The following is an 18,512-nucleotide window of genomic DNA, read 5'->3' as shown; positions in this document are numbered from 1 at the left end:
CCCTTATAGATAGTGCGCTAGTAGCTATTGAAATAATATCATTCTAGTACACTGATGTGCCTGCCCTTTGAATGAACCAACATGAAAACACCTGAACTGCTGGCCCCGGCCGGCTCGATTTCCATGCTGGAAACAGCGCTGGCCTTTGGTGCCACCGCCATTTATGCCGGCCAGCCGCGCTACAGCTTGCGGGTGCGCAACAACGACTTTGGCGACATTGAGGTGCTCAAACGTGGCATTGACACCGTCCACGCCAAGGGAGCCAAGTTTTTTCTGGTAAGCAACATCTTTCCGCACGGCAACAAAATCCGCCACTACATCGACAACATGGCGCCGGTGATTGCCCTGAAGCCTGACGCGATGATCATGTCCGACCCCGGCCTGATCATGATGGTGCGCGAGAAATGGCCCGAGATGGAGATTCATCTCTCGGTGCAGTCCAACACGGTCAATTCTGCAGCGGTGAAATTCTGGCAAAAGGTCGGTTTGAAACGCATCATCCTCTCACGGGAGTTGTCGCTTGACCAAGTGGAAGAAATTCGCCAGGCCTGCCCGGATATGGAACTGGAAGTTTTTGTGCATGGTGCGCTGTGTATTGCCTATTCCGGGCGCTGCCTGCTGTCGGGCTATTTCAACCACCGCGACGCGAATCAGGGCAGCTGCACCAACTCCTGCCGCTGGGACTACAAGACGCAAAAAGGCGTGGTCGATGCCTCGGGCGACGTGCTCACCGAGCAGGCCGCAGACGAGCGCGAGCAGGGTGCCATCGCGCGTTCACCGGACGCCGATCAGGTCTACATGATCGAAGAAAGCCAGCGCGAAGGCAGCTACATGCCCATCGAGGAAGACGAGCACGGCACCTATGTGATGAACAGCAAAGACTTGCGCGCCATCGAACACGTCAAGCGGCTGGTCGATATTGGCGTGGATTCGCTCAAAATCGAAGGCCGCACCAAAAGCCCGTATTACGTGGCGCGCACCGTGCAAACTTACCGCCGCGCCATCGACGACGCGGTGGCCGGGCGCGAGCTTGACCCCGCCTTGCTCGGCCAGCTTGAAGGCCTGGCCAACCGCGGTTACACCAGCGGCTTCTTTCAACGTCACACGCCGCAAGACACGCAAAACTACCTGCGCGGCTACTCCGAGTCCGGCCGCAGCCTGTATGTGGGCGATGCACTCGAATTTGACCCCGCGCGCGGCCTGATGAAAGTGAACGTGCGTAACCGCTTTGCGGTGGGCGACTGGCTGGAAATCATCCACCCCGCAGGCAACAGTGACGTGCTGCTGACCGCCATGGAAAACGTCGACGCGAAAGCCATCAGCGTAGCTCCCGGCAGCGGCCACACCGTCTGGCTGGCGCTGCCTGAGACTGCGGTGGGTGCGTTTGTGGCGCGCTATGTGAATGCGCCCGAGACCAGAGCGCCGCAGCAGAGCCAGCAGCCTGTCGGCGAGGGCGAGGGCGAGGGCGAGGGACAGGGCGAGGTGCGCGGCGAGCATCAGCAGCAGTACCAAGGTGCGGGCGAGGTGCAGTCGCTGCCTACTGAGTCCTCGGGTTTATAAGCGTTTTAGGCCTCTAGCCCTTATCTAATAAGCGCAAGCAGCTATTTTTATGAGAGCGTTGCAGATTCCGTTGACCGAGGTGGAGATCACCGCCATCCGTGCCCAGGGCGCGGGTGGGCAAAACGTCAACAAGGTTTCCAGCGCGATTCACCTGCGTTTTGACATCTCTGCCAGCAGCCTGCCCGATGACGTGAAAGAGCGTCTGCTGGCCCTGCGCGACAGCCGCATCACGCAAGACGGCGTGCTGGTGCTCAAGGCGCAAAACCACCGCACCCAGGAGTCCAACCGCTTTGACGCGCTAACCCGCCTGCAAGCGTTGGTTGATAGCGTGGCGCAGCCGCCCAAGGCGCGCAAAGCCACCCGGCCCACGCGGGCGTCTCGCCAGCGGCGACTGGCTGACAAGCGGTTCCAGAGCCAAATCAAGGCGCAACGCCATGGCACAGATGGTTTTTAACTGGCCACAGGAGGCCTCATGGCCATGATTCAATGGTTTCCAGGCCACATGCACCTCACGCAAAAGGCCATTGCCGAGCGCATCAAAGCCATCGACGTGGTGGTTGAGCTGCTCGATGCACGCCTGCCGGGGTCGAGTGCCAACCCGATGCTGGCCACACTGACCCAAGGCAAGCCCACGCTGAAAGTGCTGAACAAGCAAGACATGGCCGACCCAGAGCGCACCGCCTTATGGCTGGCGCATTACAACGCGCTGCCGGGCACCCGCGCCATCGCGCTGGACGCCAGCATGAGCGCGCCTGCCAAGGCGCTGCTAGGGGCCTGCCACGCGCTGGCACCGAATCGCGGCGGCCTGGCCAAGCCCATGCGGGTGCTGATTTGCGGCATACCCAACGTCGGTAAATCCACCTTGATCAACACGCTGGCGGGCAAGCGCGCCACCAAGACCGGCGACGAGGCCGGTGTGACCAAGCTGGAGCAACGCATTGCGATTGCGCCCGACTTTTACCTGTATGACACGCCTGGCCTGCTGTGGCCGCGCATCATCGTCGCCAAAAGCGGCTACAACCTGGCCGCCAGCGGCGCAGTCGGGCGCAATGCGTTTGACGAACAGGAAGTGGCCCTGGAGCTGCTGGACTGTCTCAAAACCCACTACCCGACCTTGCTGGAAGCGCGCTTTAAGCTGCAAGGTGTGGCCCAAATGGCAGACGAACAACTGTTGGAGGCCCTTGGTCGGCAGCGTGGCGCGCTGCAAAGTGGCAAGGGGGTGAACTGGCAAAAAGCCGCCGAAATCGTGATTTACGACTTTCGCAGCGCCGTCATGGGCCGCATCACTCTGGAGACGCCTGATGAATTCGCGCAGTGGCTGGCCACCGGCCAGAAGCTTGACGCCGAACGGCAACTGAAAAAAGACGCCATCGAACTCGACCGCAAAATCCGCTTCAAGCAGGTGCCGCGCCCGGCGTCGCGGCGCTAAGGGGTGGCGGATGAGGAGCTTATTTGTGGCCAGTGTGTGGTTGATGTGTGGCTCAGTCGAAGCGGCTCAGTACCACATCCGAACACGGGTAGGCCACACACGGCAACACATAGCCCTCGGCTTTTTCCCCGGCGCTCAGACCCGGCCAGTCGATCTGGTAGCGCACCTGGCCACTTTCGAGCTTGCCAATGCAAGTGCGGCAGGTGCCATTGCGGCACGAACTGGACCAATCCAGGCCACCGGACGCCATGGATTGCAGCACAGGCTGCTCAGCCCAGGCGTCAAAAGTCTGGCCGTCGGGCAGAGTTTGGCCAGTAAAAAATGGGGGTGGCGGGTGCAATGCCATGGTTTTTGCTGTATGTTGTTTGAAAATGTTCTCAAGCCCTTATAAATAAAGGGTAAGTAGCTACTTATATAGTAGCGTTTTGTTCGTTGGAAAAAGTGAAAGAGTAACAAAAAATGAGTCTGAATTTAACCGCGTTTCCTGACATCAAAGACCCGCAGCCGCTGGTGATCTACCACGGCCGCAGTTGCCCGGACGGCTTTGCCGCTGCCCTGGCGGCCTGGCTGTATTACGACGGTCAGGCCGAGTTTTTGGCGCTGGACCATGGTGATGTGAAAACGCTGGCAGACCTGCCCCCTGTAGCCGGGCGCGCTGTCTATATTCTGGATTTTTCGTTTGCTGAACCTCTGCTGCGCGACATCGACGCCGTGGCTGCCAAACTGGTGGTGTTGGACCATCATTTGAGCGCTGCCGAGAAGCTAACCGGTTTTCAATGTCGCAGCGGCGTGGTGCATTTCGATATGAAAAAGTCAGGCGCGCACTTGGCATGGGCATTTTTTCACCCCGACGTGGCCGCGCCTGACCTGGTCAAGTATGTGGAAGACCGCGACATCTGGGTTTGGCAATACCCCGAGAGCGCTGGCTTTCTGGCTGCACTCGACATGGAGCCGTTTGACTTTGCCCGCTGGCAAGCCATTGCCCAACTGCAGGGCGTTGCGTTGCAGGCGTTCATTAATCGCGGTCGCGCCATGGACGAAAAGTTTGTCAAGTTGGCGCAGGGTATGAGCGAGGCAGCGCAGCCGCTCACCTTCAACGGTTTGCGGGGCCTGATGGTGAATGTGCCCAGCGCCTTTCACAGCCTGGTGGGCGATATCCTGTGTGAAAAGTCGGGCACCTTTGCCCTGATGTGGGCGGTCGACAAAACCGGTGTGGTGAAGTGCGGGCTGCGTTCGCGCTCAGGCTTCAACTGCATCCCGCTGGCCGAAAGCATGCACGGCGGCGGCCACGCCCAGGCGTGTGGCTTCAAGATGCAGCCCGAGCGCCTGCCAGAGCTGCTGGGCGGTAGTTTCACCGCTTGAAAGACTGCCAGAGCTGCTTTATTCCTGTTTCAAACTATTCATATCCCGGGGCGAAGCCTGAAACAGTGCCTTCGCCCGGGGAGGCGATGCAAGCACCAAACGGATGGTTTGGAAATGGAATTAGTCCACGCCCAGCAACTTGGCCAGAGACGCGGTATCCAAAGCGCCGTTGTTGCTGACAATCTCGCCGGTGCGGCGGTTTTTGGCCAGAATAAACGGCACCGAATCGATGCCCAGCGTGGTCATCAGGTCGGTGTTGGTTTTGATGCTTTTCGCCAACTCGGGCGAGACGCTGCCGATCGCGGTGATGCCGCCGTTGCCCGAGAGCAGCAGTTTCTCATGTTCCGTCATGGCGGCCAGCGGGTCAGCGGCAGACAGCAGGGTCGCAGCCTGCGACAAACTCTTGCCCTGGTTAAAAGCCACCGGCATCCAGATGAATTTCACCTTGCCGTGCAGTGCCAGTGAGGCTTTCCACAGGCTGGCGCAGTGCGTGCATTGCGGCTCAAACAGCACATACACCGGCTGCGCGCTCATCATCGAACCCACCGTAAAACCCCGCCCGGTATTGGCCACCGTGTCATAAGACGAGGTGTTCACTGCGGCTGGTGCCGTTGCGGCGGCCGCATGAGACGTTGGCGGCTCGCCGGGCTTGGAACAGGCGGTCAATGACAGAGCCAGGGCAGTCAACAGGGGCACAGCGAGCAGTTGGAGATTCATGGTGCGACGGGTCATGATGGAAGTGGCTGGGAGTATAAATTAGCGACCCTATCCAACACGCTGAGGGATTCAGTAGGCGTAGGTGGGGGCGGGGCAATCAGTCCTTGAATTCGGGCTGGCGCCGTCCCATAGTGGCCATCATGGCTTCCTGCAGGTCGTTGCTGAGCAGCATGGCGGCGTTCCAGGTGGCCACATAGTTCAGGCCGTCGGCCACCGAGTGGTCACGGGCGTAGGTGATCATTTCCTTGGTACCCCTTATGGACAAAGGAGACTTTGCTGCAATGGTTGCAGCAATTTCACGCACGCCCGCGTACAGCGCCTCGCGTGAGTCAAACACGCGGTTGACCAGACGCATCTGCAAGGCTTCATCGGCGCCAAACTTGCGCGCGGTGTAGGCCAGCTCGCGTGCCATGCCTTCGCCAATGAGCCTGGGCAGGCGCTGCAGGGTGCCGACGTCGGCGGTCATGCCGATATCGATTTCCTTGATGCTGAAAGACGCATCAGCCGAGCAATAACGCATGTCAGCGCAGCAGATCAGGTCGATGCCACCCCCCACGCAGGCACCGTGGATAGCGGCCAGCACCGGTTTGCGGCAGCGCTCAAGAGACGTCAGCGTGTCTTGCAGGTCAAGGATGACCTGGCGCAGGTTTTCGCGGGTACGCGCTTCGCAGTCGTTTTGAATCGTGTCGCCCAGGCTCATCATCATCTGCAGGTCAATGCCGGCGGTGAAGGCTTTGCCTTCGCCCTGCAATATGGCGACGCGCGCCTGCGGCGTGGCGTCCACCCACTGGAGGGCGCGGCGCAACTCGTGCCACATGGCCAGGTTCATCGCGTTGGCTTTGTCGGGGCGGTTCAGGCAGATGGTGGCGACGTGGTCGGCCAGGCTGACGGTCAGGGTTTCAAACTGCATCGCGCTATCTTTTTTATTGCTACTCGCGCTTGTTTCACCTGGGCTAGAGGTCGATTTGTCATATAAACCCGCCTTGGCCTGGGCAGCGGCTGTATGAGGGGTTGAAGCGCTTGTTGGCTCACCGGCAGGTGCGCTGCTTTGGCCCAGGCGCATCGCCAGTTCGGTGCCTTGCTGGATGGCGCGCTTGGCGTCCAGCTCCTCGGCCTTGTCGGCACCGCCAATCAGAAACACGCTGCAGCCTGCGGCCAGCAACTCGGCTTGCAAGGCACGCTGTGGCTCCTGCCCCGCGCACAGGATGATGTTGTCCACCGCCAGCGTGCGGTCTTCCCCGCCGATGCTGATGTGCAGGCCGTCGTCGTCAATGCGTCGGTAGCTCACCCCGGCCAGCATCTCGACATGGCGGTTCTTCAGTGAGGTGCGGTGAATCCAGCCAGTGGTCTTGCCCAGGCCGTCGCCCACTTTGCTGGCCTTGCGTTGTAGCAGGTAAACGTGGCGCGGGCTTTTCTCTAGGTGCGCCTGTTTGAGCCCGCCGCGCTCGGCGTAGCTGGTGTCCACGCCCCACTCGGCAAAGAATTTGATCGGGCTCAGGCTCGGGCTCACGCCCTCATGCAGCAAAAATTCAGCGGTATCAAAGCCAATGCCGCCCGCGCCGATCAGCGCCACGCGCCTGCCCACTGGCTTTTTGTCGCGCAGCACGTCCAGGTAGCTCAACACTTTGGGGTGGTCGATGCCGTCAATGGGCGGCGTGCGTGGTAGCACACCGGTGGACAGAACAATGTGGCTGTACCCCCCGGCGATGAGTTCAGCCGCGTTGACGCGGTGATTGAGCTGCAACTGCACGCCGGTGAGTTCGATTTGCTTGCCAAAGTAGCGTAGCGTCTCATAAAACTCTTCTTTGCCAGGCACCTGTTTGGCAATGTTGAACTGGCCACCAATCTCGGCGGCACTGTCAAACAGTGTCACGGTCAGTCCGCGCCGGGCGGCGGTGGTGGCAAATGCCAAGCCCGCCGGGCCCGCACCTATGACGGCAATTTTCTCGGCAGTCGCAGCGCGTGTCAGGGGCATTAGCGTCTCGTGGCAGGCGCGCGGGTTCACCAGGCAGCTGGTCACTTTGCCGGCAAAGGTGTGGTCCAGGCAGGCCTGATTGCAGCCGATGCAGGTGTTGATCTCGTCAGCGCGGCCCTGCGCGGCCTTGTTGACAAACTCGGAGTCTGCCAGCAGCGGCCGCGCCATGGACACCATGTCGCAAAAACCGTCTGCCAGCAGTTTCTCGGCCACCTCGGGTGTGTTGATGCGGTTGGTGGCCACCAGCGCAATGTTCACCTTGCCTTTGAGCTGCTGCGTGACCCAGGCCCACGCAGCGCGCGGTACCTTGGTGGCAATGGTCGGAATGCGCGCCTCATGCCAGCCAATGCCGGTGTTGATGATGCTGGCCCCGGCTTTTTCCAGCGCCTGGGCAAGTTCGATCACTTCCTCCAGGGTTGAGCCGCCTTCGACCAGATCGAGCATCGACAAGCGGAAGATGATGATGAAGTTGACCCCCACCTTCTCGCGCGTGCGTCGCACGATTTCCAGCGGGAACCTGATACGGTTTTGATAGCTGCCACCCCATTCGTCATCACGCTGGTTGGTGCGTGTGGCAATAAATTCGTTGAGCAAATAGCCTTCAGAGCCCATGATTTCCACGCCGTCGTAGCCTGCGCTTTGCGCCAGCGCGGCACAGCGTACAAAGTCGTCCACCGTCTGGTAGACCTCTTCGGTGCTGAGCGCATGGGGTGTCATCGGGTTGATGGGCGCCTGCAGGGCGCTGGGGGCGACGAGCTGGTCGTGGTAAGCGTAGCGACCAAAGTGCAGGATCTGCATGGCAATCTTGCCACCCGCCAGGTGCACCGCATCGGTGACCATACGGTGCTTGTCGGCCTCGGCCTCGGTGGTCAGCCTTGCACCGCCAGGCATGGGGCGGCCACGGTCATTGGGCGCAATGCCGCCGGTCACGATCAGGCCCACGCCGCCACGCACGCGCTCGGCATAAAACGCCGCCATGCGGGCAAAGCCGTCTTTGACCTCTTCGAGCCCGACGTGCATCGAGCCCATCAGCACCCGATTGGGCAGGGTGGTGAAGCCCAGGTCCAGCGGGGCGAGCAGGTGGGGGTAGCTTGTCATGGTGATGTCCTCTTTTTCATTTTTGGAGCGTGCCCGTGGTGGTGCGTACGCTGTGGTCTCTGGGGCGGAATTCATCTGGCAGTTTAGGGGTAGCACACGCACTCAGGAGTGCCACGGGTAGAGTGCCGCCCCTAACCGATTGCCGGTTCAGAACATCAGCTGGCGCTGGCTCACAAAATGCCGCTCGGCCAAGTTCACCGGGTCGGTAAAAACCAGCTCCCGGGCCAGCAGTTGCAGCGGGTGGGCGTGGTCCATCTGACCCTCGGGGGTCAGCGTGGGGTACAGCCCGTCGTTCAAAATGGGCAAGCCAAGTGCCAGCATGTGCACACGCAACTGGTGCCGCTGTCCGGTAACGGGTTTGAGCGCGTAGCGGGCCAAGTCACCGCGCACCTCCAGCACATTAATCTGCGTGATGGCGTTCACCGGGCCAGGCACTTCGTGCTGCAGCATGAAATGCCCAGCCTCCCGGATGCGGCTTTGGCGCAACTGCGGCAGGGGCACATCAGCGCGCCAGGGGGCAATGGCGTGGTAAGTCTTGCGCACCTGATGGCGGCTAAATAGCGCAGCGTAGGCAGCGCGGCTGGCGGGTTGTTTGGAAAACATCACCAGTCCTGCGGTGTCGCGGTCAATGCGGTGAATCGGCACCAGATCAGCCAACCCCAGCTTGTGTTTGAGGCGCACCAACACCGTTTCGCGCAAATACCCACCCGAGGGCACCACCGGCAAAAAGTGTGGCTTGTCCACCACCAGCAGGTGCTCGTCCTGGTACAGCACCACTTCCTCAAACGGGATATGCGGCTCATCCGGCACGTCGCGGTAGTAATACAGGCGGGTGTTGGCGGGGTAGGGTGGCTGGCTGGCCTGCTGGGGGGTGATGGCTGCGCCAAGCTCGTCAAACACGTCGCCACGGGCCATGCGTGCCAGCCAGGTGGCGGGTGCGACGTTGGGAAAGCGCTCGGTCAAAAAGTCGATTAGCGTCGGCCACGGCCCAGCGGGCAGGCCAACGCAGCTGGGGCCAATACCGTTTAAGGTGGGAGGTTTAAACCCGCTCAAAAACCAGGTCCCAGACGCCGTGACCAAGTTTCAGGCCGCGGTTTTCAAACTTGGTCAGTGGTCGGTAATACGGCTTGGGGGCGTAGCCTTGCAACTCAGGGTGGGCGGCCAACGCGGTGTTTTTCAGCAGTGGTTCCTCGGTCAGCACCTGCAAAATCTGCTCGGCATATTCTTGCCAGTCGGTGGCGCAGTGGATGTATCCGCCCACCTTCAGGCGCGGTGCCAGCTTGGCAATGAGCGGGCTTTGGATCAGGCGGCGCTTGTTGTGGCGCGCCTTGTGCCAGGGGTCGGGGAAAAAGATGTGGATGCCGTCCAGACATTGCTCGGGCAGCATGTGGTCAATCACCTCCACTGCGTCATGCGCGCAGATGCGGATGTTGTGCAGGTCTTGCTCACCGATACGCTTGAGCAGTGCGCCCACACCCGGGTCATGCACCTCACAGCACAGGAAGTTTGTCTCTGGCAGCAGCGCGGCAATGTGCGCTGTGGCTTCACCCATACCAAAGCCGATCTCCAGAATCAGCGGCTGCGGTTTGATGCTATTTTGGCCTGTAGCCCTTGTACTGTCTGCGTAAGCAGCTACAAAATCAAGAGTAGATTCTTGGTAGGGGAGCAAGAACCTGGGCCCCAGTTCAGTCAAAGCTTTGTGTTGCCCTGAGGTGGTGCGCCCGGTGCGTTTGACAAAGCTGCGAATGACCCGGTGCTGCAGCGCAGTGGTCTCGGGGGTGGGGTCTGGGGTCATAGTGCATACGCTCAAAGTGAGGCCGGATTGTAGGTTTCAGGCGACGTCTGCCGTCTGAACACTAAGGGTAAAGCCGTCTGTTAAAAAGAGTAAAACCTTACTAAAAAGAGTGAAAATGGACGTTTGATATGTTGCCATCCAGTCCCGCCGAACCCCCTCGTCTTGCCGCTCCCGTCAATCCAGGCGCTTGTTCCGCCGAAGCCGCTAGTTTTGAGCGCCGTTTGTTGGCGATTTTGGACACCCTGCCAGACGCATTGTTTGAGCTTGATCTGGATGGCCGCTACCTTGACTACCACTCGCCACGGGCTGACTTGCTGGCCGTGCCGCCTGAGACCCTGCTGGGCAAAACAGTGCATGAGGTCATGCCAGCCATCCCTGCCGACGCCTGCATGGCCGCGCTGCAAGAGGCCAACACCTTAGGTTTTTCGACTGGGCGGTTGATTGAGCTGAGGTTGCCAGCGGGCCACCGTTGGTTTGAGCTGTCAATTTCCCGCAAAAGCAACGGTGCGGGCCGCTCGGTGAGTTTTATTGTGCTGGCGCGCAATGTGACCCAACGCGTGGCTTCCGAGCACAAGCTGCAGCGCCTGACCGACCTTTATGCCGCCTTGAGCCAATGCAACCAAGCTATTCTGCGCTGCACCAGCGCGGCTGAACTTTTTCCCATCATCTGTGCTGACGCAGTGAACTACGGCGGCATGAAAATGGCCTGGATTGGGACGTTGAATGCGGCCACCGGCTTGATCGTGCCAGTGGCCTCAAGTGGTGAGGGCACAGCTTACTTGCAAGATATTTTGATCACACCGCACGCCAATCAACCCAGCGGTCAGGGGCCGGTGGGTACCGCATTTCGTGAGGCGCGGCCGGTCTGGTTTCAGGATTTTCTGCATGACCCTCGGGCGCAAGCCTGGCGCGCCCGCGCCAGTGAGTTTGGCTGGGCCAGCGTGGCGGGCCTGCCGTTGACCTGCCATGGCGCCATGTATGGGGTGCTGTCGGTTTATTCGGGTACCGTCAATGCGTTTGACGACTCGGCACAGGCCTTGTTGCTGGAAATAGCGCAAGACATCAGCTTTGCGCTGGCGCGCTTTGCCGATGAGCGGGAGCGCAACCGGGTGCAAATGGCCTTGCAGGACAGTGAAGAGCGCTACCGCAGGGTTTTTCATACCAGCCCGGACAGCGTCAACATCAACCGCCTGAGCGACGGCCTGTACATTGACGTGAATGAAGGGTTTGAGCGCTTGAGCGGCTGGACGGCGGACGAGGTGATTGGCAAAACCTCGCAGGAGATCAATATCTGGCGGTGTCCTGCAGATCGCCATCGGTTGAAGCGGGCTTTGAACCGCGATGGCCACTGCTACAACATGGAGGTGGAGTTTTGTCGCAAGGACGGCACTGTGGCGACCGCGTTAATGTCCGCCGCCTTGGTGCGCTTTGACAATGTGGACTGCATTCTTTCGATGACCCGTGACATGAGCGACATCCGGCTGGCGCAAGAGCGCATTAACCAACTGGCACATTTTGACCAACTCACCGGTTTGCCCAACCGCAGTCAATTGCAAGAGCGTTTTGAGTTTGTGCGGCAGCTGGCGCAGCGCAACGGCGAGAGTCTGGCCTTGATGTTTCTTGACCTGGACCATTTCAAGAACGTTAACGATACGCTGGGGCACACCATTGGCGACCGTCTGCTGGTGCAGGTGAGCCAGCGACTGGCAGGCGTGCTGAGTGCGGGCGACACACTGTCACGCATGGGGGGTGATGAATTCATCCTGCTGCTGCCCTCGGCAACCGAGGAAAGTGCCAGCCAGATGGCCTTGAAGGTGCTGTCCGTCATGGCCGAGCCCTTCATCATTGATGACCATGAGTTGGTCAGCACCTTGTCAATCGGCATTGCGCTGTATCCGCACGATGGCGACGATTTCGAGACGTTGTCCAAAAACGCCGACATCGCGATGTACCGCATCAAACGCTCCAGCCACAACAATTTTTGCTTTTTCACGCCCGAGATGCAGTCCCACTCGGCGCGCAGGCTGCAGCTCAGCAATGCCTTGTATTTTGGCCTGACGCGAGGTGAATTTCTGCTGCACTACCAGCCGCAAATCTCTCTGCAGGACGGCCATATGGTGGGCGTTGAGGCCCTGATACGCTGGCAGCACCCGGAATTCGGGGCGGTAGCGCCGAGCGAATTCATCCCGATTGCTGAGGATAGCGGGCAGATTCTTGCCATTGGCGAATGGGTGTTGCGCACTGCGGTGACGCAGATGAAAGCCTGGTTGGACGCTGGCATGAAACCGATGGTGATGTCGGTGAATCTGTCAACCGTGCAGTTTCGCCATCCCGATCTGCTGGCCTTGGTGATGCAGACGCTGCAAATGGCGGGCCTGCCGGCCCAGTATCTGGAGCTGGAGCTGACAGAAGCCATGGCCATGGACAACCCGACCGCCGCCATTGCACTGATGAACCAGTTGCACGAGCAGGGCGTGCGCCTGTCGATTGACGACTTTGGCACCGGTTACTCGTCTTTGAGTTACCTGAAGAAATTCAAGGTGTCCAAGCTGAAGATCGACCAGTCGTTTGTGCGTGATATTGGCGACGACAAGGACGACCGCGCCATCGTTACCGCCGTCATCAACCTGGCCAGCAGCTTGGGAATGCAAACGATTGCCGAAGGTGTCGAGACACCCGGTCAGCTGGCCTTCTTGCGTTTGCAAGGCTGTGACGAGGCGCAGGGCTACTACTTCAGCAAGCCGCTGCCGGTGGATCAACTTGAGGCCTTTGCCAAGACGATGACGGCAGTGCCTTGACCTGCGGCATCTGCATCACACCGAGTGACGCTCGTCCGTCCCCAGGCCGGGTCGGGGCGCCAGTTGGCGCACCACTGTGGCATCTGCTCGGCGGGCATCGGGCGGGCAATGCCGTAGCCTTGCGCCAAGTCGCACCCCAACTGCAGCAACATCTTGCAATGTGCTTGGGTTTCTGCCCCCTCTGCCACGGCTTGGCGACTAAAGGCTTTGGCAAGCCCCAGCACGCCTTCAACGATGGCCCGGTCTTCCGGATCGTCAAGCATGTCACGAATGAAACACTGGTCAATCTTCAGGGTGTGCGCGGGCAGGCGTTTCAGATACGCCAGGCTGGAGTAGCCGGTGCCAAAGTCATCGAGGGCAAAGCTCACGCCCAATTGCGCGCACTCAAGCATGACCTGGACAACGGCGTCAAGCTCTTCGAGCGCGGTGGTTTCCAGCACTTCCAGCTCTAGCTGGCCATGGGGCACCCTGGGGTGCGCTGCCATCAGGCTGGTGAGGCGTTTGGCAAAATTGGCCTGCTGCAAATGGTGCGCGGCAATGTTGACGCTCACAGCCAGGTTCAGTGCCTGGGCAGACCAGGTTTCGATCTGCTGCAGTGCGGTACTGATCACCCACTCACCCAGCGCAATACCCAGCGCATGCCCTTCAATATCCGCCAGAAAAGCCGCCGGTGCGAGTAAGCCGCGCTCAGGGTGCTGCCAGCGTATCAAGGCCTCGGCGCCCACCACCTTTCCTGTGCGCAGGTTGACCTTGGGCTGGTAATACAGCACAAACTCCTGCTGTGCCAGCGCCTGGTGCACGCGCCCGATGGACTCATTTTTGACACGCAAGGTGCGATCGTGCTCGGCATCAAACAGTTGGTAGCGGTTTTTGCCGGCGAGTTTGGCGCCATACATGGCTTGGTCGGCCTGGCGCAGCAATTGATCAGCGTCGGTGTCATCGGTCTGCGGGTAAAAACTTACTCCCATGCTGGCCGACACATTGAGGGTCATGTCGTCGAGTACCGTGGGGTGCGAGGCGCCCTGCAGTAATCGGTCAACCAGCGCAAGGCTGTCATCCACGTCTGCCAAATCTACCAGCACCGCCACAAACTCGTCACCGCCCAGGCGGGCGATGGTGTCGCCCTCGCGCAGCACGAGCTTCAGGCGTGTGGCAATCTCTGCCAGCAGCCGGTCGCCCATGGCGTGTCCGTGGCGGTCGTTGATGGCTTTGAAGCCGTCCAGATCCAGGTACACCACCGCGATGCGGGTGCCACGGCGCTTGGCCTGCAGCATGGCCTGGTGCATGCGGTCAGCTAGCAGCACCCGATTCGGCAGGTCGGTGAGGTCGTCGTAGTGGGCAATGCGCTCCAGATACTGCTGCTGCGCCTTCTGCAGGGTGATGTCGGTGAAGCTGCCCACCAGGCGCTCAGGCTTGTCCTGTGCATCGCGCTGCACTACCTGGCCGCGGTCACGCACCCAGATGGCTTGACCGTCTTTGCGCAGCATGCGGTGCTCTGAGTTGTACTGGGTCACCGTGCCCTCAAGCAGGTCGTTGATGCGCTGGCTGACCTGTGCGCGGTCATCCGGGTGGATCAGCGACACAAAACTTTGCATGGTCGAGGCGATTTCACCCTCGGCGTAGCACAAGGCCTCGAACCACTGGCGGTTATGCTGCACCGTGCCGCTGGGCAAGTGCCAGTCCCAGATGCTTTCCCGGGTGACCTCCAGCACATGCAGCAGGCGCAGCTCACTCTCCTTGAGCTGGCGTTGCACCCGAATTACATCGGTGATGTCTTGCGCCACGACCAGAATCTGGTCTTGCCCGTTGCAGTCCTTCAGTGGTTTTTTGATGGAGCGGTAGTGGCGCAGTTCGCCGGTGGCGGCGTCACGGCTGTCCTCGAAAACGATGTCGGCCACGCCCCGGGCCATGATGGCCAGCGTACTCTTGCGCATAGCGTCGGCCAGATCCTGGGGAACGCCAAAGTCACCATCGTGTTTGCCTACCATCGCCGCGGGCGTGGTGTTGTACAACCTGGCCGTAGCCTGATTGCAGAGTAGAAAATTGCCCTGCTGGTCCTTTAAAACCAGTGGGTCGGGAATTTCATCAATGATGGTGCGCAAAAACGATTCGCTGGCGCGCAAGCCTTGGTCAGCCTGCTTGCGCTGCGAGATATCGGTGTCCACGCAATACATTTCAGGCTCGCCCTGGGTGTCGGTAAACATCACGTGGCTGGAGAAAACCTCCACCGGCTGACCCTTGGCGTTTTGCAGTGTCAGTTCTGCGGCGGGAATGGCCGACCCGCCGTTGGTCCAGTCGGTGACGAAACCAGCCACGGCCTGGCGCATCGGCTGCGGGATGATCAGCTCTTCCAAGCGTTGGCCCATGGCTTGCTCACGGGTGTAGCCGTACAAAATTTCGCTGGCATGGTTCCAGAAGATAACCTGGCGCGCCCGGTTGTAGCCTTGCACCGAAACGGCGGGCAATTGATCAAAAATGGTCTTGAACCGGTGCTCGTTTTCAGCCAGTGCTTGCTGAGCTTGCTCATCAGTGAGCTGCAGTTCAAGTACAGCGGGCTGCGCGTCTGGTTGCTCCCAGCGGTAATCCAGCTTGACGCAACGGATGCGACCATCCTGATGCCGCAGACGAATGTTGCAGCTGCGTTGCGCGGGTTGACGATCTTCAGCAAACAGCCGCTCGGTGATGTCTTGGTCGTCAAGGTGTACCAACGCGGTCCAAGTGACCGAGCCATCCAGAAACTGCGCTGCGGCAAAACCCAGCAGAGCGCTGATGGATTCGCTGGCGGCGATCACCTGCGGGCTAGTGTGGCCCACGAATCGCAGAGTGGCTGTCAAGGGCTGGGTCATGGGGGATGAGGTTTTCCCACCATTATGGGCGCGCTCAGGCGCTTTGGAAACCTCTGCTGGTGGTCGTTACCACAGGGTTTTCCACTGGCGGGTCCAGGCCAATAGCGCCTGTGGCACTGTGCTGGTGCATGCCGCCAAACCCAGCACCTGGGCTGCAGCGTTGAGCGCGGTGAGTGGCTGCTGTAAATCCAGGGCGACGGCGCCATTTTGTTTGGAGAGCTTTTCGCCATTGGCCCCCAATACCAGCGGCGTGTGCAGGTAGCGCGGTGTGGGCAGACCCAGCGCACGCTGCAGCAAGATTTGCCGGGCGGTGTTGTCGGTGAGGTCTTCGCCGCGCACCACGTTGGTGGTGCCTTGGGCGGCGTCGTCCACCACCACCGCCAGCTGGTAGGCAAAGCAGGCGTCAGAGCGCTTCACCACAAAGTCACCCACCGTGGCGGCGACATCCTGCTGCTGGGTGCCCAGACGCCGGTCTGACCAAGTGATAGGCCCGACTATCGGCTCGGCAGTAGCTGCAGGCAGGGTTGAGAATACTATTGAATCAGGAGCTACCAGCGCTTTATTGATAAGGGCTAGAGGCATATTTCTTATATAAACATCGGTACGCAGCCGCCACGCTGGTGCCTGTGTGCCGTGCCGTCCAGCGCGGCAGGTACCGGGGTAAATCAGCTCGCCGTGGCGGGGTTTGCCTGCGCCGTGTTGCGCCAGCGTCGCTTCAATTTTTCTGCGGCTGCAGCCACAGGCATAGGCCAGACCGCGCTGCACCAGGGCATCAAGTGCCTGCTGGTAAGCGTCTGCTCGGCGCGATTGGTAGAGCACCGGCTGATCTGGGTGCAGGCCGCACAGCGCGAGCTGCTGCAGGATGGTCTGGTCCATGCCGGCCAGGCAGCGCGGCGTATCCACGTCTTCGATGCGCACCAGCCAGGTGCCCTGGTGAGCCCGCGCATCGAGCCAGCTGGCCAGCGCCGCCACCAGCGAGCCCGCGTGCAGCGGCCCGGTGGGGGAGGGGGCGAAGCGGCCGGTGTAGTGGGTCACACCACCGCAAGCGCCAATTCCAGCCCCGACACATAGGCGTTTTCAACACGGTGCCCCAGGCACCAGTCGCCACACACGCCCAAGCCCTGCTCGGCGTTGAAAAGATGGCTTTGGCCCAGCGGCTTTTCAGTTTTGGCGTACAGCCAGCGCTGGCTGTCCACATGCGAGGGCTCGGCGTGGATGCCGGTGACCTCGGCAAACGCTTTGAGCAACTTGGCCTGAACGCGGGCCGGGTCGTCTTGCAAATGCTCTTGCGACCAGTCGGCGCTGGCTTGCACCGTCCAGCGCTCAATCGGACCACGGCCGGGTTTGCTGGACTCGCGTGCCAGCCAGGCAATGCGGTGGTGCTTGCTGCGCGCAGCGCTCCAGTCTGGGCCCAGGGTAGATAAATCAGGCTGCATGGCTTGCGGAAAAGCCAGCATCAGCGTCCAGCAGGGCGCAGCTTGCACGGCAGCCAAGCGCTGCGTCCAGGGCTCGGCCTGCTTTGAAGTTTGTAGCAAGCTTTGCGCTTGAGCACTGGGGATAGCCAGTAAAACAGCATCAAAACCAGAGTAAACATGGCGCGCGTCGTCCACCCCTTCGGAGTGCAGTTGCCAGCAGCCAGGTTTGACTGCGTCGGGCTCGATCAACGTCACGCGGGTGTTCAGCTCGATCTGGCTGGGGGCTTTCAGGTCCTGTGCCCAGCCCGTCACCAGTGCGTTCATGCCTGGCACGCCGACCCAATGCGCCTCGCTCACTGGCGCCTCAGGCGCGCTGATCTGGCCGTTGGCGTTGATCATCTGCACGGCGCTGGCGCTCCAGCGCTTGACCAGCGTAGGTGAGGTTTCCAGCGCCATGACGAAACGCGGGTCGCGCGCGGTGAAGTACTGGGCACCATGGTCAAACGATCCAAAAGCGCTGTCGCGGGTGGCCATGCGCCCACCCAGGCCCGCGCTTTTCTCGAACAGGGTGACGCTGTGGCCGACTTGCACCAGGGTTCGCGCGCAGGTCACGCCTGCCATGCCAGCGCCGATGATGGCAAAGTGTTGTCGGGTGCGGGGGGATGTGTTCATGTTGTTTTCTCCAGAGGTAAATAGGGTCAGGCGGCTGGCGCAGGTGTATCGCATTGTCCCACCAGCCAACCCTTAAACCGCTATCGCGCGCAGGCAGGCTTGTGTGAAAGCGGGCACACTTGCAGACTTTTTAGTTTTTTCAAGGAGTTTTCAGCATGGTGAAGATGACAGTTGTTTTTCATTCCGGCTACGGCCATACCCATCGCATGGCGCAATCGGTGGCCGACGGCGCAGACGCCACACTGGTGATGATTGATGCCGAAGGCAACGTCAATGATGCCGGCTGGGCCACGCTGCAGGACGCAGACGCCATCATCATGGGCAGCCCCACCTACATGGGCATGGTCAGCTGGCAGTTCAAGAAATTTGCCGATGCCACCAGCAAGGCCTGGTTTGCCCAGGCGTGGAAAGATAAGGTGTTTGCTGGCTTCACCAACAGTGCCACCATGAACGGCGACAAACATTCCACGCTGACTTACCTGTTCACCCTGGCCATGCAGCACCACGGCATCTGGGTCGGCACCGGCCTGATGCCCAGCAATGCCAAGGCCGCCAAACGCAACGATGTGAACTATGTGGGCTCCTGGGCCGGCGCCATGGCGCAGTCGCCGTCTGACGCGTCGCCTTCAGAGATGTTGCCCGGTGACCTGGAAACAGCGCGCCTTTTCGGCAAGCGCGTGGCCGAGGTGACAGCGCGTTTCAAAGCTTGATTTTATAAGTCTTTTAGGCCTATAGCCCTTGAATACAAAGCGTCTATAGCTATATAAACTATAGCACACTATTCTACGCTTTGGGTCATTTGCGTCCTAACTGACAGACGTCAATGTGCCGTCGGCGGCACAGAT

Annotated in this window: 13 protein-coding genes and 2 pseudogenes; 6 read left to right on the top strand and 9 right to left on the bottom strand. The window is 60.3% G+C overall.

The features are described 5' to 3' along the window. The first annotated feature begins 81 nt into the window (after window positions 1-81). The 3 genes from trhP to ylqF are packed head-to-tail and all read left to right on the top strand — an operon-like array spanning window position 82 to window position 2,989. Window positions 82-1,560, top strand: a complete 1,479-nt coding sequence (gene trhP / locus BLL52_RS16500; RefSeq protein ID WP_083634018.1) for a prephenate-dependent tRNA uridine(34) hydroxylase TrhP — start codon at window positions 82-84, stop codon at window positions 1,558-1,560. Window positions 1,561-1,609: 49 nt separating this feature from the next. Continuing rightward, window positions 1,610-2,014, top strand: a complete 405-nt coding sequence (arfB, locus tag BLL52_RS16495; protein WP_075587758.1) for an alternative ribosome rescue aminoacyl-tRNA hydrolase ArfB — start codon at window positions 1,610-1,612, stop codon at window positions 2,012-2,014. An 18-nt stretch (window positions 2,015-2,032) separates the two neighbouring features. After that, complete coding sequence (gene ylqF / locus BLL52_RS16490; protein ID WP_241839234.1) at window positions 2,033-2,989, top strand: ribosome biogenesis GTPase YlqF; 957 nt, start codon at window positions 2,033-2,035, stop codon at window positions 2,987-2,989. A 52-nt stretch (window positions 2,990-3,041) separates the two neighbouring features. Here ylqF and BLL52_RS16485 read toward each other — a convergent pair whose 3' ends face one another. Next, window positions 3,042-3,335 (bottom strand): 2Fe-2S iron-sulfur cluster-binding protein, encoded by a 294-nt coding sequence (locus BLL52_RS16485; protein WP_075587757.1) that lies wholly within the window; start codon window positions 3,333-3,335, stop codon window positions 3,042-3,044. A gap of 113 nt (window positions 3,336-3,448) precedes the next feature. Here BLL52_RS16485 and BLL52_RS16480 point away from each other — a divergent pair, with 113 nt between their 5' ends. Further along, window positions 3,449-4,351, top strand: coding sequence for a DHH family phosphoesterase (locus tag BLL52_RS16480; RefSeq protein WP_075587756.1), 903 nt, complete (start codon window positions 3,449-3,451; stop codon window positions 4,349-4,351). A 120-nt stretch (window positions 4,352-4,471) separates the two neighbouring features. Here the strand turns inward: BLL52_RS16480 and BLL52_RS16475 are convergent, their stop codons facing one another. The 5 genes and pseudogenes from BLL52_RS16475 to trmB all read right to left on the bottom strand — a co-directional run bounded on the left by BLL52_RS16475 (window position 4,472) and on the right by trmB (window position 9,936). Next, window positions 4,472-5,068, bottom strand: coding sequence for a hypothetical protein (locus tag BLL52_RS16475; protein ID WP_075588013.1), 597 nt, complete (start codon window positions 5,066-5,068; stop codon window positions 4,472-4,474). A gap of 97 nt (window positions 5,069-5,165) precedes the next feature. Further along, window positions 5,166-5,966 (bottom strand): annotated as a pseudogene (locus BLL52_RS21575) (crotonase/enoyl-CoA hydratase family protein); the annotation flags it as partial. A gap of 165 nt (window positions 5,967-6,131) precedes the next feature. Next, window positions 6,132-8,141: pseudogene (locus BLL52_RS16470) on the bottom strand (oxidoreductase); the annotation flags it as partial. Window positions 8,142-8,288: 147 nt separating this feature from the next. Next, window positions 8,289-9,104: a pseudouridine synthase gene (locus BLL52_RS16465; RefSeq protein ID WP_241839232.1), complete on the bottom strand. Its 816-nt coding sequence runs from the start codon at window positions 9,102-9,104 to the stop codon at window positions 8,289-8,291. 76 nt (window positions 9,105-9,180) lie between these two features. Then, on the bottom strand, window positions 9,181-9,936 hold the full coding sequence (gene trmB / locus BLL52_RS16460) for a tRNA (guanosine(46)-N7)-methyltransferase TrmB (RefSeq protein WP_075587754.1): 756 nt from the start codon (window positions 9,934-9,936) through the stop codon (window positions 9,181-9,183). Between the two features lie 224 nt (window positions 9,937-10,160). Between trmB and BLL52_RS16455 the strand changes: the two genes are divergently transcribed. Further along, window positions 10,161-12,734, top strand: a complete 2,574-nt coding sequence (locus BLL52_RS16455; protein ID WP_241839231.1) for a sensor domain-containing protein — start codon at window positions 10,161-10,163, stop codon at window positions 12,732-12,734. Here BLL52_RS16455 and BLL52_RS16450 read toward each other — a convergent pair. The 3 genes from BLL52_RS16450 to BLL52_RS16440 all read right to left on the bottom strand — a co-directional run bounded on the left by BLL52_RS16450 (window position 12,692) and on the right by BLL52_RS16440 (window position 17,667). Next, window positions 12,692-15,580, bottom strand: a complete 2,889-nt coding sequence (locus BLL52_RS16450; RefSeq protein ID WP_075587752.1) for an EAL domain-containing protein — start codon at window positions 15,578-15,580, stop codon at window positions 12,692-12,694. The two genes, BLL52_RS16455 and BLL52_RS16450, sit on opposite strands and share 43 nt — an antisense overlap. A 66-nt stretch (window positions 15,581-15,646) precedes the next feature. Then, entirely contained in the window at window positions 15,647-16,615 is a 969-nt protein-coding gene (gene gluQRS, locus BLL52_RS16445) for a tRNA glutamyl-Q(34) synthetase GluQRS (protein ID WP_075587751.1), read from the bottom strand. Next, window positions 16,612-17,667: an NAD(P)/FAD-dependent oxidoreductase gene (locus BLL52_RS16440; protein WP_075587750.1), complete on the bottom strand. Its 1,056-nt coding sequence runs from the start codon at window positions 17,665-17,667 to the stop codon at window positions 16,612-16,614. Before BLL52_RS16440 ends, gluQRS begins: the two co-directional genes overlap by 4 nt. Before the next feature lie 155 nt (window positions 17,668-17,822). Between BLL52_RS16440 and BLL52_RS16435 the strand changes: the two genes are divergently transcribed. Beyond that, complete coding sequence (locus BLL52_RS16435; protein WP_075587749.1) at window positions 17,823-18,377, top strand: flavodoxin family protein; 555 nt, start codon at window positions 17,823-17,825, stop codon at window positions 18,375-18,377. Window positions 18,378-18,512: the final 135 nt, after the last annotated feature.

The organism is Rhodoferax antarcticus ANT.BR (assembly GCF_001938565.1).
In the GTDB taxonomy this organism is placed as follows: Bacteria; Pseudomonadota; Gammaproteobacteria; order Burkholderiales; family Burkholderiaceae_C; genus Rhodoferax; species Rhodoferax antarcticus.
The sequence above is the reverse complement of the archived record's forward strand: the minus strand, read 5'-3'. Positions and strand labels throughout refer to the sequence as shown.

What these genes read in the sequence shown, in the direction of transcription:
- trhP (WP_083634018.1), top strand. Translation starts at nt 82, where the DNA reads ATGAAAACACCTGAACTGCTGGCCCCGGCCGGCTCGATTTCCATGCTG.
- arfB (WP_075587758.1), top strand. Translation starts at nt 1,610, where the DNA reads ATGAGAGCGTTGCAGATTCCGTTGACCGAGGTGGAGATCACCGCCATC.
- ylqF (WP_241839234.1), top strand. Translation starts at nt 2,033, where the DNA reads ATGGCCATGATTCAATGGTTTCCAGGCCACATGCACCTCACGCAAAAG.
- BLL52_RS16485 (WP_075587757.1), bottom strand. Translation starts at nt 3,335, where the DNA reads ATGGCATTGCACCCGCCACCCCCATTTTTTACTGGCCAAACTCTGCCC.
- BLL52_RS16480 (WP_075587756.1), top strand. Translation starts at nt 3,449, where the DNA reads ATGAGTCTGAATTTAACCGCGTTTCCTGACATCAAAGACCCGCAGCCG.
- BLL52_RS16475 (WP_075588013.1), bottom strand. Translation starts at nt 5,068, where the DNA reads ATGAATCTCCAACTGCTCGCTGTGCCCCTGTTGACTGCCCTGGCTCTG.
- trmB (WP_075587754.1), bottom strand. Translation starts at nt 9,936, where the DNA reads ATGACCCCAGACCCCACCCCCGAGACCACTGCGCTGCAGCACCGGGTC.
- BLL52_RS16450 (WP_075587752.1), bottom strand. Translation starts at nt 15,580, where the DNA reads ATGACCCAGCCCTTGACAGCCACTCTGCGATTCGTGGGCCACACTAGC.
- BLL52_RS16440 (WP_075587750.1), bottom strand. Translation starts at nt 17,667, where the DNA reads ATGAACACATCCCCCCGCACCCGACAACACTTTGCCATCATCGGCGCT.
- BLL52_RS16435 (WP_075587749.1), top strand. Translation starts at nt 17,823, where the DNA reads ATGGTGAAGATGACAGTTGTTTTTCATTCCGGCTACGGCCATACCCAT.